The organism is Methylovulum psychrotolerans, assembly GCF_002209385.1.
Classification (GTDB): Bacteria; Pseudomonadota; Gammaproteobacteria; order Methylococcales; family Methylomonadaceae; genus Methylovulum; species Methylovulum psychrotolerans.
Genome location: NZ_CP022129.1, coordinates 1745219 through 1759522, shown reverse-complemented (window position 1 = coordinate 1759522; position 14304 = coordinate 1745219). Strand labels below are relative to the sequence as shown.

The 14304-nt window shown below is 50.9% G+C and carries 11 protein-coding genes; 8 read left to right on the top strand and 3 right to left on the bottom strand.

Going from position 1 to position 14304, the window contains the following annotated elements:
• Window positions 1-72: 72 nt before the first annotated feature.
• From modA to CEK71_RS07945, 8 genes are all read left to right on the top strand, one after another.
• The gene (gene modA / locus CEK71_RS07980) at window positions 73-831 is read left to right on the top strand and encodes a molybdate ABC transporter substrate-binding protein (protein WP_088618901.1); all 759 of its coding nucleotides are present in this window, start codon (window positions 73-75) and stop codon (window positions 829-831) included.
• Window positions 832-843: 12 nt separating this feature from the next.
• Window positions 844-1536, top strand: a complete 693-nt coding sequence (gene modB / locus CEK71_RS07975; RefSeq protein ID WP_088618900.1) for a molybdate ABC transporter permease subunit — start codon at window positions 844-846, stop codon at window positions 1534-1536.
• Between the two features lie 2 nt (window positions 1537-1538).
• Window positions 1539-2183, top strand: a complete 645-nt coding sequence (gene modC, locus CEK71_RS07970) for a molybdenum ABC transporter ATP-binding protein (RefSeq protein WP_088618899.1) — start codon at window positions 1539-1541, stop codon at window positions 2181-2183.
• 180 nt (window positions 2184-2363) lie between these two features.
• On the top strand, window positions 2364-3689 hold the full coding sequence (locus CEK71_RS07965; protein ID WP_088618898.1) for an SWIM zinc finger family protein: 1326 nt from the start codon (window positions 2364-2366) through the stop codon (window positions 3687-3689).
• Entirely contained in the window at window positions 3686-5218 is a 1533-nt protein-coding gene (locus CEK71_RS07960) for a DUF5691 domain-containing protein (RefSeq protein WP_088618897.1), read from the top strand. The genes CEK71_RS07965 and CEK71_RS07960 overlap by 4 nt, the downstream gene beginning before the upstream one ends.
• The gene (locus CEK71_RS07955) at window positions 5211-6290 is read left to right on the top strand and encodes an ATP-binding protein (RefSeq protein WP_088618896.1); all 1080 of its coding nucleotides are present in this window, start codon (window positions 5211-5213) and stop codon (window positions 6288-6290) included. The genes CEK71_RS07960 and CEK71_RS07955 overlap by 8 nt, the downstream gene beginning before the upstream one ends.
• Window positions 6291-6293: 3 nt before the next feature.
• Entirely contained in the window at window positions 6294-8570 is a 2277-nt protein-coding gene (locus CEK71_RS07950; protein WP_088618895.1) for a DUF5682 family protein, read from the top strand.
• Window positions 8563-9711 (top strand): VWA domain-containing protein, encoded by a 1149-nt coding sequence (locus CEK71_RS07945; protein ID WP_088618894.1) that lies wholly within the window; start codon window positions 8563-8565, stop codon window positions 9709-9711. The genes CEK71_RS07950 and CEK71_RS07945 overlap by 8 nt, the downstream gene beginning before the upstream one ends.
• Window positions 9712-9762: 51 nt before the next feature.
• On the opposite strand, the gene CEK71_RS07940 is transcribed toward CEK71_RS07945, so the two are convergent.
• From CEK71_RS07940 to CEK71_RS07930, 3 genes are all read right to left on the bottom strand, one after another.
• Complete coding sequence (locus CEK71_RS07940; RefSeq protein ID WP_088618893.1) at window positions 9763-11643, bottom strand: hypothetical protein; 1881 nt, start codon at window positions 11641-11643, stop codon at window positions 9763-9765.
• Complete coding sequence (locus tag CEK71_RS07935) at window positions 11640-13082, bottom strand: hypothetical protein (RefSeq protein WP_198328497.1); 1443 nt, start codon at window positions 13080-13082, stop codon at window positions 11640-11642. Before CEK71_RS07935 ends, CEK71_RS07940 begins: the two co-directional genes overlap by 4 nt.
• A gap of 421 nt (window positions 13083-13503) precedes the next feature.
• Window positions 13504-14253: an ABC transporter ATP-binding protein gene (locus CEK71_RS07930; protein ID WP_157679060.1), complete on the bottom strand. Its 750-nt coding sequence runs from the start codon at window positions 14251-14253 to the stop codon at window positions 13504-13506.
• Window positions 14254-14304: the final 51 nt, after the last annotated feature.

The window sequence follows — 14304 nt, the reverse complement described above, 5'->3', positions numbered from 1 at the left end:
GCAAGCGCAGTATAGCAACCGTAATAGCGTTTTGCCAATACATCTATTTTCTTCGCTTCCAAGGAGCCGCCAATGACTTTTAAACCCTTACGTTTATTATTGATTTTTTTAATTTGCAGCGTTTTTATGCCCGCCGCGCAAGCGGAAATAACCGTGCTGGCCGCCGCCAGCCTGACCAACGCGCTCACCGACATTATCAAACACTACCAAAAACAACAGGGCGTAACGATAAAAACCTCGTTTGCCTCATCGTCGGTACTGGCCAAACAAATCGAAAACGGCTTACTGGCGGACATTTTCATTTCCGCCGATAAGCAATGGATGGATACCTTGTATGAGCAAGGTAAGATCGACGCGACCTCGCGTAAGGAGATTTTGGGCAATAGCTTGGTGCTGATCGCACCAAAAGGCCAAGGCTTTGCTGTTAAGTTGGCGAAAGGCGAAGCCTTAGCTAACGCGTTTGACGGCAAATTATGCACTGGCGAAACCAGCACCGTACCCGCAGGCAAATATGCGAAAGAAGCCTTGCAAAATTTGGCGATGTGGGACACCATTAAAACCCGTATCGTCGGTACCGAAGATGTCCGGGCCGCGTTGGCGTTTGTCGAGCGTGGCGAATGTGCCGCTGGCATTGTCTATGCCACCGATGCCCTGATCAGCACTAAGGTCGAAGTGGTCAGCACTTTTCCTGAGAGCAGCCACGCGCCGATAGTTTACCCAATGGCCTTGATTAGCCAATCCCAAGAAGCCCGGGCTTTTCTCGATTATTTAAGCCAAGCCGAAGCGGGCAAGGTGTTTGCCCATTATGGCTTTACCCGTCTGCAACCCTAACCCTGGTAACGTATGCTGGAACTGAGTGAACAAGAAATAGCGGCTTTGTTGTTATCGTTAAAAATCGCCGGGTGGAGCACCTTGTTAAGCTGCCCCTTGGCGATTATCATCGGTTGGTGGTTGGCCCGTTACGAATTTTTCGGCAAAGCCTTGGTGGATGGCTTAGTGCATCTGCCTTTAGTATTACCGCCGATTGTCCCAGGCTATTTATTGTTGCTGTGTTTCGGGCATAATGGCTTTATCGGCAAATGGCTGTACCAAAGCTTTGGCATCAGTCTGGCGTTTAATTGGAAAGGCGCGGTATTGGCCTCAATGGTCATGGCCTTGCCGTTAATCGTCCGCTCGGTGCGTTTGTCAATCACCGCGATAGACCGGGGGCTGGAAAATGCCGCCCGCACCTTGGGGGCATCCCCGTTGCGGGTGTTTTTTACCATCACCCTGCCATTGGCGGCCCCCGGCATTCTGGTCGGGGCGGTGTTGGGCTTTAGCCGCAGCCTGGGTGAATTCGGCGCGACCATCACCTTTGTCGGCAATATCGAAGGCGAAACCCGCACCTTGCCTTTAGCCATTTACACCGCCACCCAAGTGCCGGGCGGCGACGGCCCGGCGGCGCGGTTGGTGATTTTGTCGGTGCTGTTGGCCTTGCTTGCCTTAGTCATCAGTGACCTGCTCAACCGTAAGCTATACCGTAATGCAGGGCGTTAATTATGTTAGATATTGATGTACAACTGAACCACGGCAGCTTTCAACTGCACGCCCAATTTCAAAGCAGCCACTTGGTCACCGGCTTATTTGGCCCCTCCGGCGCAGGCAAATCCAGTGTCTTGAACCTGATTGCCGGACTGCTTACCCCCCAACAAGGGCATATCATTGTCGACGGTACGCCCTTATTCGATTCCCGCCAAGGCATAAACTTACCCGCACACCGGCGCCGGATCGGCCTGGTGTTTCAAGATGCGCGGCTGTTCCCGCACCTATCGGTACGCCATAACCTATTATACGGCTACCACTTGCTTAAACCCGACCAACGGCAAATTCATCTCGATATGGTAGTGGGGCTGTTGGAAATCGGCCATTTGTTAGGGCAGTCCGTGCAAAAACTCTCCGGCGGCGAAAAACAACGCGTCGGCCTAGGCCGCGCCTTGCTTACCAGTCCCCGCCTGCTGCTGCTTGATGAGCCACTGGCCGCCCTTGATGAGCGCCTCAAACAACAGATCCTGCCGTTTTTGCTGAAAACCCGTGACGAATTGCGCCTGCCCATGCTTTACGTCAGCCACGCTTTAGCGGAAATCCATTACTTGACCGATAGCGTGGCCTTTCTTGATAAAGGGCAGATTGTTTCGGCGCAATAAGGGTAGGGATCTGTGGTTTCTCTATAGCCAAAAAAACCATATTTCCCAACATTTAATTGCCTATCTGCTTATTGAATACTCCGAGGTTAAAATTATTTCTTATTCGCCTACTTAACAGAAATTAATTGTGATATATAATTAAGGTACGTCCATACAACAACAATAACAGGCCATACCTGTATGAACAGGGAACAAATCCTCGCGCTAGCTCCAGATACCGCATCCATCAGTGCCGCCAAAAGCTTGGGTAACCCCAAAGTTTGGGGTGTGTTGGGCTATAGTGGCCGGGCGGTGTGGGGCGAGTGTAAAGGCAGTGGCGCCAACCCTTACCAAGCGCGGATTGATTTAAGCGGCAATGCCTTTAAATGTTCCTGCCCCAGCCGTAAGTTTCCTTGTAAACACGGCTTGGCGTTGTTTTTATTATATGCCGAGGAATTGCAGCATTTTACCCAGACCGATGCGGAGCCGCCTTGGGTGGCGGAATGGTTGGCAAGCCGCGGGCAACGGGCAGAAGCCAAAAAAGCACCCGCCGCCGCCAAACCTGTAGACCCCAAAGCCCAAGCCAAACGCCAACAACAGCGGGATGGGGAAATGGCGCAAGGGCTGGCGGAATTGGGGCTATGGCTGGAGGATATTGTCCGTATCGGCTTCGCAGAATTGCCCGCCAAACCTTTGCGCTATTGGGATGAATGGGCGGCGCGGATGGTCGATGCCAAAATACCCGGCCTCGCAGGGCGGATCAGAAAGTTAAGCGCGGTGTTGCTGCAAAAAGGCGACAACCTGCACCTGTTCGCGCAAGAAATCGCCCGCCTGCATTTGTTGGTCAAGGCGTATCCGCAACGCCACCAGTTACCCGCCGGACTGTGTGCCGACATTAACCAAGTGCTGGGCTTGGCAATGCGTGAAGACGAGGTATTACAAGCCCCGGCGGTCAATGACGAATGGCTGGTGTTAGCAACCCGTTTTAGCGAAGAAAACGCCTTAGTGACCCGCGAAGTGTGGTTATTAGGCACCACTAGCGGGCAGTTCGCCAAATTACTGCATTTCGCCCATGCCAGCCAGCGGCAAACTTTACAAACGCTATGGCTGACCGGCAACCGTTTGCGGGGCAATGCGCATTTCTACCCGTCAGCGACCCCATTACGCGCCGTATTAGGCGACTATCAAAACAGCCCACAACAAGCGGGCATCGGCCCTGCCCCGCAACATAGCACTTTTTGGCAGGATTACAGCCAATTAAAAATCCGCAACCCGTGGCTAGGCGCTTATCCGGTGCTGACACCGCCCGCTATACCGATATACCAAGAACCTTTTTTATACTTGCAACTGCCTGGCGGCCCCGCCATTCCAGTCGATACGCGTGGCACTGCGCCGTGGCCGTTATTGGCAATGAGCGGTGGGCAAACCGTCAGTGTCTTTGGCGAATGGGATGGTGAACGCCTCCAGGCCTTAGGGGTTTGGTACGGACAGACTTACGCCAATTTAACGGCTAGGGCAGTAACATGAAGATCTGGCAAGACTTAGTCAAACACGCCATTGTCGGCACTCAGCGCCACAGCCAACTGCCCGTGTTAGCACCACCGGACTTACAAAGCCGCCAGCACCATTGGCAAGATTTAAGCACCGAACAGCAATTGCTTAACGCGCTGGCCTTGGTCGAATCTTATCAGGCGGTAGGTAAAATCTGGGCGGCGGCTAGCCCTGCACCCTTATCCGCCGCCGTCCCTGAAACAGCGGCCTATTGCAGCGCCCATATCAGCCAATGCCTGCACCGTTACTTGCACGAAGAAAACCATGCTTTGGTGAAAGAAGCCCTCGGCCTACTCAGTCAGCGGCAACAACTGTTACCCCCTGAATTGTTAGCGGCGTTTTTAACATGGAGTGAAAGCCAACGTCCTAACGCCGCCCAGCTAAGGACTGTGATCGGTAACCGTGGCTTATGGTTATGCGGACTCAATCCCGCTTGGCAGAAATTGCCGGGCAATTTAGCCACCGCAGTGGAAACCACCGATACTTGGCTGGAGGCCATCGGATCGGCGCGGTTCGCCCTATTTGCCGAAGCCTTAACGGCAGACCGCCACCAAGCCTTAAGCCAATTGGCCGCTCAATGGCCTGTAAACAACGCTAAAGACCGGCAAGCCTTTTTAGATGTGTTAGCCGGGCAACCCACGGCGGATATGTTGCCCTTTTTGCAAACTATCACCGAAGACCGTAGCCAAGGGGTGCGCGAGAGAACCACCCGCCTGCTCGCACAATTGCAAGACCCTGAGCTGACCCGTTTAGTGCAGGACAGTCTTTTAGCCGTGCTGGAAATACATAAGCCTTTATTGGGTCACGAGCAACTACGGGTCAATTTACCCGATGCGCTCGCCGAAATTTGGAAAAAACGCGGTTTGCAAGAAAAACTGGAATACCTGCCTGTCCTGACTGGCTCTGCTAAAATCGGCAATAAGGCGGGCTGGCTTTATCAATGGCTAAGCTTAAGCAATCCTCTTAAACTCGCCGAACAACTTGGTTTAAGCTTGGCAACGCTAGTTGATGCCGCTCTGCGCTCGGATTTTTCGGCGGCTTTATTATCAGGTTTTGATTTTGGCGCGGCCCTGCATAGCTGCGCGGAATTTGTGCCGCTGCGTATGCCTTTACTGAATACGAGGGAGCAGGGTTTTTGGCTACAGCACTTTGCCCCATCATATCCGCCCGCGTGCATCGAACCCGTAGCCATTGCCCATTTCCAGCAACTGGATGCCGGCCAAGCGCTGGGGTTTATCTACAATTTTACCGCCCAGCAAGACACTTTATCCGAACCTTTCGCAGAAGCCGTCATCGACGTTTTGCTGGCAGCCGCCAAGGCTACCCCGCCCGTCTTTTACGGTTACGAACGTAAAAGCTTAGCGCAATTGGCCTTTAAATTGCCGCTGGCGAATTATGACCATTTGAGCCGACGCTTACAACAAGATGACAACCCGCAGTTTTTTGACTTATTAACCCATTTTTCCCAGCGCCAGGCGCTACATCAGGAGTTTGCTCATGAATGAGGTGTTAAGACGGCACGCCGAACAGCAATATGCCGAAGAATTGGCGGCCATGCAAGCCGTCGATACCCGCCAAAAGCCTACCAATTGGGCATTATCGCCGTGGGCCGTGGTACAGTACCTGATGGGCGGCACCTTAAGCAACGGTTATGAAGTGTCGGCAAAATACATCGGCGACCAACGCCTGATGGAGATCGCCGTCGCCACGTTAACCACTGACCGCGCCTTATTGCTCTACGGCGTACCGGGCACGGCAAAATCTTGGGTATCCGAACATTTGGCGGCGGCAATTTGCGGCGACTCCACCTTAGTCATCCAAGGCACGGCGGGGATTAGCGAAGAGGCAATCCGTTATGGTTGGAATTACGCGCAATTGCTGGCGAAAGGGCCGAGCATGGAAGCGCTGGTGGTCAGTCCGATGATGCACGCCATGCAAGTCGGCAAAATCGCCCGCATTGAGGAACTGACCCGCATCCCCTCCGATGTCCAAGACACGTTAATCACGGTGCTGTCGGAAAAGCACTTGCCTATCCCCGAACTCAACACCGAAGTCTCAGCGCGGAAAGGCTTTAACATCATCGCCACCGCCAATAACCGCGATAAAGGCGTTAACGAACTGTCCAGCGCCTTGCAACGGCGTTTTAACACGGTAATCTTGCCGACCCCCGCCAGCTTGGCCAAAGAAGTGGAAATTGTCGAACAGCGGGTACGCGAATTGGGGCGGGCTTTGGAACTGCCATTGGAAAAAAGTGCGGTGCGGGAAATCCAACGGGTCGTGACCATTTTCCGCGAATTACGCATGGGCGTGACCTTAGACAATAAAGAAAAATTGAAAATACCGTCAGGCACCTTAAGCACTGCCGAAGCCATTTCCGTTATGAACAGCGGCATTAGCCTATCGGTGCATTTTGGTGACGGCGAGTTGAATGTCGCCGACTTGGCCTCCAGCCTGATCGGGGCGGTCATCAAAGATCCCGTGCAAGACCCTATCGTTTGGCGCGAATACTTGGAAACCGTCGTTAAAGAGCGTGCCGGATGGCAAGACCTTTACCGTGCTTGCCGCGAACTTAGTTGAGCGATGTTAGTCGACAAGGTCTTTTACCTGGGCATACGCCACCACGGCCCCGGCTCGGCGAACAGTGTCCTGCGGGCGTTAGCCAGCTTTGCGGCGGATAAAATTTTGCTGGAAGGCCCGGCAGAAGCCGCCCCCTTGCTGGCGCAAATTAACCATCCGCAATTACAGCCGCCCGTCGCGCAACTGTTCTACGCTACCGACCAGCCCGCTGAGGCGGTGTTTTATCCTTATACGCGCTTTTCACCGGAATGGCAGACGCTGTGTTATGCGCAAGCGTCGCAAACGCCGCTGGAATTTTTCGACTTACCGCAAACCCACGCCCTCGCTTTAAAGCGTAACGGATCCGTCCAAGAAACGGAAGCGGAAGAAGGGCAATCACCCCTTGATGATATAGACAGCTTAACGCTGGATTTTGACCCTTTGGATTTGCTCGCCCATGCGGCCGGATTTGAAGACGGCGAGCAATGGTGGGAACAAATGGTCGAGCAAAACCCTCAGGAAGGGGAGATTTTTACCGCCATTGCCGAAGCCATGAGCGTCGTGCGTACCGCCATTGAAGCCGAACGCCCCTTAAGTCTGCGCGAACAATACCGCGAAGCTTGGATGCGGCGCTGCATACGCCAAGCGCGTAAAGACGGCTACCAAAAGATCGCCGTAGTGTGCGGGGCTTGGCATGTACCCGCCTTAGTGCAACCGATAACCGCCAAGCAGGATACCGCTTTATTAAAAGGCCTGCCCAAAACTAAAATCAACGCCACTTGGATACCGTGGACATATAGCCGCATCAGCAGGCACAGCGGCTATGGGGCGGGTGTGGCTTCGCCCGGTTGGTATGATTATCTTTGGGAACGTAACCAAACTGGCGCTAGCCATTATGCGGTCAGTAGCGGCTGGATTACCCGCGCCGCCCGCCTGCTGCGGACACAAGGCTTGGACATTTCGCCCGCCAGCGTCATTGATGCCGTGCGTTTGGCGGAAGCCTTGGCGACGTTACGCGACCGCCACCCACCCAATCCTAGCGACATGACGGAAGCCATGCAAACCCTGTTCGGCTTGGGCGACCCTACCGCCTTAAAGCTCTTGGATGAACGCTTATGGGTCAGCGAACGCTTAGGGCAAGTGCCGGATGATATGCCGCAAACCCCTCTGCAACAGGACTTCCAACACCAATTGAAAAGCTTGCGTTTACAGAAAGAAGCGGTGGAAAAGCTTTTGGAATTGGATTTGCGTACCGATAGCGGGCGTAACCGCTCGGTGCTGCTGTACCGCTTGCAATTGCTGGGCATCGCTTGGGGAAGCGTCAGTAAAGACAGCCGCAGCAAAGGGACATTTAAAGAAACGTGGCAGCTCCAATGGCGGCCTGAATTTGAATTATCACTGATTGAGCGTAATCTCTGGGGTACGGCTATCGCCAGTGCCGCCGCCACCTTCGCGCTTGCCGAGCTAAGCCAAGCCGGTTCCTTGGCGTTGTTATTGGAAGGTTTGCAGCAACTGTTGCTAGCCGATTTGCCCGCCGCCGTCAGTTCGGCAATGGGTGTGTTACAAGCCCGCGCCGCCACAACCAACCAAATTGACGAACTGATGTTAGCCCTGCCGGGCTTGGTGCGGATCGTCCGTTATGGTGATGTCAGAGCCACCGATACCGCCGCCCTCAAACAATTGGTAGTCAGCCTGACGGTGCGCATCAATATCGGCCTGATCAACCAATGCCGCCAACTCGACGAAGACACCGCGCGGACTATGGCCGACGCTTTGGCGACCGTCAATAGTGCCCTGCAACTGTTGGACGAGGCGGAACTGAACACGGCTTGGCAGCAAGTGCTAGTGCGCTTAGCGGCGACGGACGGCATCCAAGGGGTGTTGTGCGGCAAATGCTACCGTTTGCTGGAAAATGCCCACGTCATTAATGCTGAGGCGGTCGCCGAGGCTCTATCCTTAGCGTTATCCCGTGCGGAAGAACCGACGCAAGCCGCTGGCTGGCTGGAAGGCTTATTGAGCGGAGCCGGTTTGGCCTTGTTGCATGATGACAGTTTGCGGCAAGTGTTGGACACTTATATTTGCGGTTTGACGCGGGAGCGTTTTGAAGCCATTACGCCATTATTACGTCGCACGTTTGCTACGTTTGCTTTCGGCGAACGGCGGTCTTTGCTGGATAAGGTGTTGTATGACGCGCCTGCCACTGGCCTAAGCCTTGCTGAGCCGGATTTTGACCACACCCAGGCGGCTTTAGTGTTGCCGTTGCTGGACTGCATTTTGGGGGTTACGCACAATCATGGCTGAACTGGACGAAAGACAAAAACGCTGGCGGTTATTGCTGGGCGGTGATAGCCAAACCGGCTTAGGAAAGGATGACATTCAGCTAGATAACTTGCTGAACGCACTATACCAGGACGGCTCCGAACCGCGTTCGGCAGGCTTGGGCGCTTCCGCCCCAAAAGTGTCGCGTTGGTTGGGCGACATCCGTAAGCGTTTCCCCGCCAATGTCGTACGGGTCTTACAAAAGGATGCGTTTGAGCGTCTGAACATGCGGGCCATGTTGCTGCAACCGGAAATGTTGGCGGGGGTCGAAGCGGATATCCACTTAGTCGCCACCCTTATCAGCCTCAAGCATTTAGTGCCGGCACAATCCAGAGACACCGCCCGGCAATTGGTCAAAAAATTGGTGGACGAACTGTTGCAACGCTTGCGCAGTAAAACCGAACAGGCTTTGCGCGGTAGCCTTAACCGGGCGGCGCGGCGTAACCGCCCCTTACCCGGCGATATTGATTGGGGGCGGACGATACGCGCCAACCTGAAACATTACCAGCCCGACTATAAAAGCATCATCCCCGAACGGCTGATAGGTTACGGGCGCAAAAAGCCCCAAAACCTGAAAGAAGTGCTGCTGTGCGTAGACCAATCCGGCTCTATGGCGACCAGCGTCATTTACGCCAGCATCTTCGCCGCCGTCATGGCCTCCATTCCGGCCTTAAAAACCCAATTAGTGGTCTTCGACACCGCCGTCGTCGACTTGACCGAACAACTTGCCGACCCTGTAGAAGTGCTGTTCGGTGTCCAACTCGGCGGCGGCACCGACATTAACCGCGCCGTCACTTACTGCCAGCAACGCATCGGCAATCCCCGCGCCACCTCGCTTATCCTCATCACTGACTTATACGAAGGCGGCGATGCCAAAGCCTTAGTCGCCCGTATCGCCGAGCTGAAAAACAACGGTGTCCAAGTCATTACCCTGTTAGCCCTCAATGACGACGGTGCGCCCAGTTACGACCCACATCTGGCACAAGCCTTCGCCAACTTAGGTGTACCCACTTTTGCCTGTACGCCGGACAAATTCCCTGACCTGATGGCGACAGCGTTAAATGGCGGCGACATAGGACTGTGGGCGGCTAAGGAAGAGGTGGTGATGCAGCGGCAGGGCTGATGTTTAGGTTCACCTTAAACCCCGTTTTATGGCCTCGGCTTTAGCCCCACACTATATTTTTGGCGTTTCTATCCATCGTGAACGGAAAACGATGCCACTATCAAAATAAATGAGCAATTGCAGCTCATCCCCGTTATGTTTGGGTAGATTGCATAAGCCCCCGGTATTTCCCTGGTAACTCCATTTTACAATGCGTTCGGTTTGCGTATGTAGGGAATCATTTTGCCTAAATTTGCATAGCGCGTGGGCAGGGGATTCAAACAGATAAGGGATCAGTATTTTATCGGTTTCAAACCGGGCTGCCTTAAAATGTTTTAGCGCCTGTACTTGGGCTAAAAGCTGAGGATCTAAGCCTTTCAAAACGTTCGCCATTGTCAACTCGCTGGCCTGAAAAACTTTGTACAAGTCGATTTTAGCTAAATTGGCCTGATGAAACAAAAATTGGATGCCTTTATATTCACCATCTTGCGCATCTATGTCTCCTATTGCATAAAGAAAATCTTTGACTTTGCCACGGCCATATATTTTGACGAACTCGCCCCAAAAAACATAACCCAAACTGTAATTGACATCATAATCATAGTCGCTGAACTGGCCCAGTTTGGGTAAGAGGCTCATTAAGCCTTCATCATAGGCTTTATAGTGTAGGGCAGCTTCGCCTAACAAGACGGGGTCGTCGGTATTCCAGTTGTGTTCGGCTAACTCGGCCAAACCTTCATGGAAAAAGCCGCCAAGAATATCGGCATTTTCTATAAATTGAAAATCAGATAAGCGATTAATTATGACATGTGTCAGTTCGTGCCGAAACGTCTTTTTTAGGTTTTCGCCTTGGTCATCAGCAGAATGGGTAGTTGCCGAATTAATGATAATGAAAGTTCCCCGTGTTGAGCCCAGAGTATGTTCGTCAGAGGGTTTTATGAACACTTCTACGCGTGGCTTTTCCTTGAAAGGAATACCAAATTCCTTATGCAGATGCTGCCATTCCTGGTCTGCAAATGGGGTCAATTCGTCTGCTATCCATTGATGCTCTTGTTGAAACTTGAAAGAAAAATAGTTAGTTTCGGTACTGTCTTGATGCCTGAGTTGGCGTATAGCACCGAGCAATTCCTGCCTGACTTTCTGGATGGGTGACAATTTCTGCTCCGGCCAATTTAAGTAGATGGCAAACCCTAAACACCCTGACGTAATCAACACGGGCACAATTTTAGTGAGATGTAGTTTCTGTAACCGAGGATAACGTTGCAGAACAAACCCTACTATTGCAACAGGCGTTCGGGTCATTTTCCATTCGTAAAGGTACATACCCAACAACCAAGGCACGGGCGCCCAAAATAAACTGGGCCGGAAACTTTCTGCAAACAAAGGGACATAACTTGCTGAGTTGGGCTGGGCATCAACCAGAAGAAAAGCACCTGTCACAATGACAATCAGCAGTGCAAAATGCAGCGGCCTAAACAAGCTTATTAACAAAATAAATCCGCCAGAAAACAAGCTGCCGGCTATATCGGCCACTAATCTATCTGTATAAGGATTTAACGTAAACGCTCCTAGCGAATAACTATAGTAAAACCCGCAAAACCCGCGCACCGCAAAAACAAGCAGATCAACCAGGACGAATATCAAGCAAAGAAAAATACATTTGCCAATAAAATGGCTTTTATAATTCAGGGGATGTTGGGCGAAATAGATGCGGCTATCCAGATCCCTCAGTACGCATTGCCGAAAAATAGCGAGCAAAAGAATCCAGTAAATCAAAATATCCAGTAATTGCTCATCCTTGGAAGTATACTCTTGGGCTTGGGCATGAGGGCTAAATGGGAAATCCGTAAATGCCTCAAAAAAAACCAATAAGGCACTAATGACGACAAACAGCAGATTCCGTATTAAGCCTATTTTAGTTTCTAATAGCAGCGACTGAATAATGGCTTTCATAATTCGACATAGCGCCAAGGCAAATTGACCCGACAATCTAAGTCTTTGTCATACCAAGATAACGTGGTCGAAAATCTGTCTTTCTCAAGCATAAGTGACTGTGCGGTATACGCCGTCTTATTGGGGGCAAGAATCTCCGACTCCATCGTCAAAAGATCAACTAAACGTCCGGGGGTTTGATGTTCATAAATATGGACTTGTACGTCGCTATACCCAGAGCCTGGGTAATGGATGCTATAAGTCGGTTGGAAGACTTTAGGAAAAATTTCTGTTGAGGCTAATTCATAACTCACTGGTTCTGACTGGCTTGCAGTCCCTGTAGCCTGGTAGGGTCTGTTGGCAAGCTCAGGCAAAACCCACACTGAGATGCCCATCTCAACGTTAGAAGACCATTTGAACAGCGAACGGAACAGATGGAACGGCACCCAAGAATTATCCAGATTAAGTCCGGTCTGGATATGAGTTATCCACTCGTCTTTTGGGAGCGTTGCGCTGATACCGTCAACCGTGTTTGCCGCCAGTGTATCAAACAAGCAAGACCCACTATCTTGATAAAGGCTAAGCCATGCCCGAGCGGCATAGTGTTTATTGAATGCCGGGCTTTTGGTTAATGCCACCAGCCTTTTGTGGCTCAAAGCTTTGTCTAAATGCCGTTGACTCCAATGTGCGGCTAAGCCGCGCAAAAAAATGAATTGGTTTTCTTTCAGAAGCCAACCCCGCGAGAGATTAATCAAGTTTTCGACAAGAATGTCACGTTCAGTATCGGCAAAATGCACCTGTAATTGCTTAAAATCAAATTCGATTTCAAGCGCATTATCCCCATCGGCATGAATTTTTAGGGGCTTTACAGAATATTGCCCCGGTTTGTTTTGGTAATGGATGGCTGGCAGGCGCAATTGATAGGTGTCGGCAAACATCAAGACATCGCCATGAAGTTGGCTGATTGCCTGCTGGTAAACCGCTATTTCGGCATCTTTTAAAGGGATTGATGAACTCCAAAATGAATCGGGCTGTTGGCGGCTGTTGGCAGAACCTTTTGCCTTGTCCGCACCGCCAAGCTTGCTTAAATGCAGCCCGTTGAATTCAGCCTCAGACGCGTCTAGCTTATTAGTAAAATAAAAATTGCCGATAAGCGCAAACACCAAAAATAGCCCAAAAAGCCCGCCGGATAGGCTTGTTTCTTTAGCATGGAGCCATGCAAAGCCGTTTTTATTGGCCGAATAACTCAATGCAAGAGCGATTGCATACAAGATTACGCAAAGCCCTCCATAATTGACTATCAGCCCGCTATTTATGGCTTCGGATTTGTAGAGTATTTTGTCAACGTCAAAGAAATTTAAAAACAGTAAAGCGTGGTTCCCGTTGTAATGCGTGTAAAGATTACAGCCAATAATGGCGCCCGAATACAGATACCAGCAAAGGCGGCCTGTCATCGCCAAGCAAAGCGCGAAATTAGCAAACACTATCCAGAAAAATACCTGAAACCCCAAGAAATTTACGGTTTGGGCAGAACTCCAGAGTCCGGCGTAATAGACGGCAAATAAGAGCGTCGGCAACACCAAAATATAGGGCAGTAAGGCGATAAGAAAAAAGGAAGCCTGTTCGTAAAGGCGCATCCTCAAAGGCGCGATAGGTAACGGCGCAAAAAAGTACCGCCCGCCATTTTGGAAATTTTTGTAGATAACTTGTCGGCACAGGAAAGTACCGCAAATGAAAAAAGTAATGTTTAAAAAACTAACCAGCGCAATTGCATTGAAATCTTCCGAGCTCTCATGCCCACGGTAAAAAATAATTGCCGTCAAGGCAATTGATACCAGGCAATACCCGATTATGGAAGAACGGTTGCTGGCCCATAGATACTTAACGACTGTTAATAGCAACATGTCCTGATGGTTTATTGTGTTTAATCAATTGAAAATACGCCTCCTCCAGGCTATTTTTACTCTCGCCAAATTTCACTATAGCCCCCTCATCAAGCATCTGCCCGTAATCAATAATGCCTAGATAATGGCAATTATCGAACAAGTCATCAACGATATGTGTCGAAAAAATAACCGATTTGCCCAATGCCGTTTCTTGTTTAAGCAGATCCAGCACAATCCTTCGTGAAACAGGGTCAAGACCAGCGGTCGGTTCGTCCAAAATATAGACTTCGGGGTCGCAAGCATAAGCCAAAGCCATTGATAACATCGTTCTCATACCAAACGAATAAGTTTCTGTTTTTCGCGTCAGCGGCAGTTGAAAGGCTGAGACCATTTCAATAAATCGGCTATTACTCCATTTAGGGTATAGTTGGGACAAAAACCATGCCGTTTGCACACCATTAACGTTGTGCGGAAAAACCGGGTCTTGGGCTACATAACCAATGCGTTTTTTCCAAGACGTTTTAACGAAAGGTGATTGCTCATTGTGGAAGGAAATTTGGCCTTTATGCGGCTGTATAACCCCGCTGAGGATTTGTAAAGTGGTCGATTTGCCCGCGCCATTGCGTCCAAGAAAGCCATACACACAACCCCTAGGAAGCTTGATAGTCAGGTTTTTTATACCAATATTTTTTTCATATAACAAAGAGACCGATTCCAATTTCATCACATATTCAATCGCTTCCATGAAAACCTGTGCTATATAAATTAGGGAGGTGGCGAGTGACCGCAAAAAACC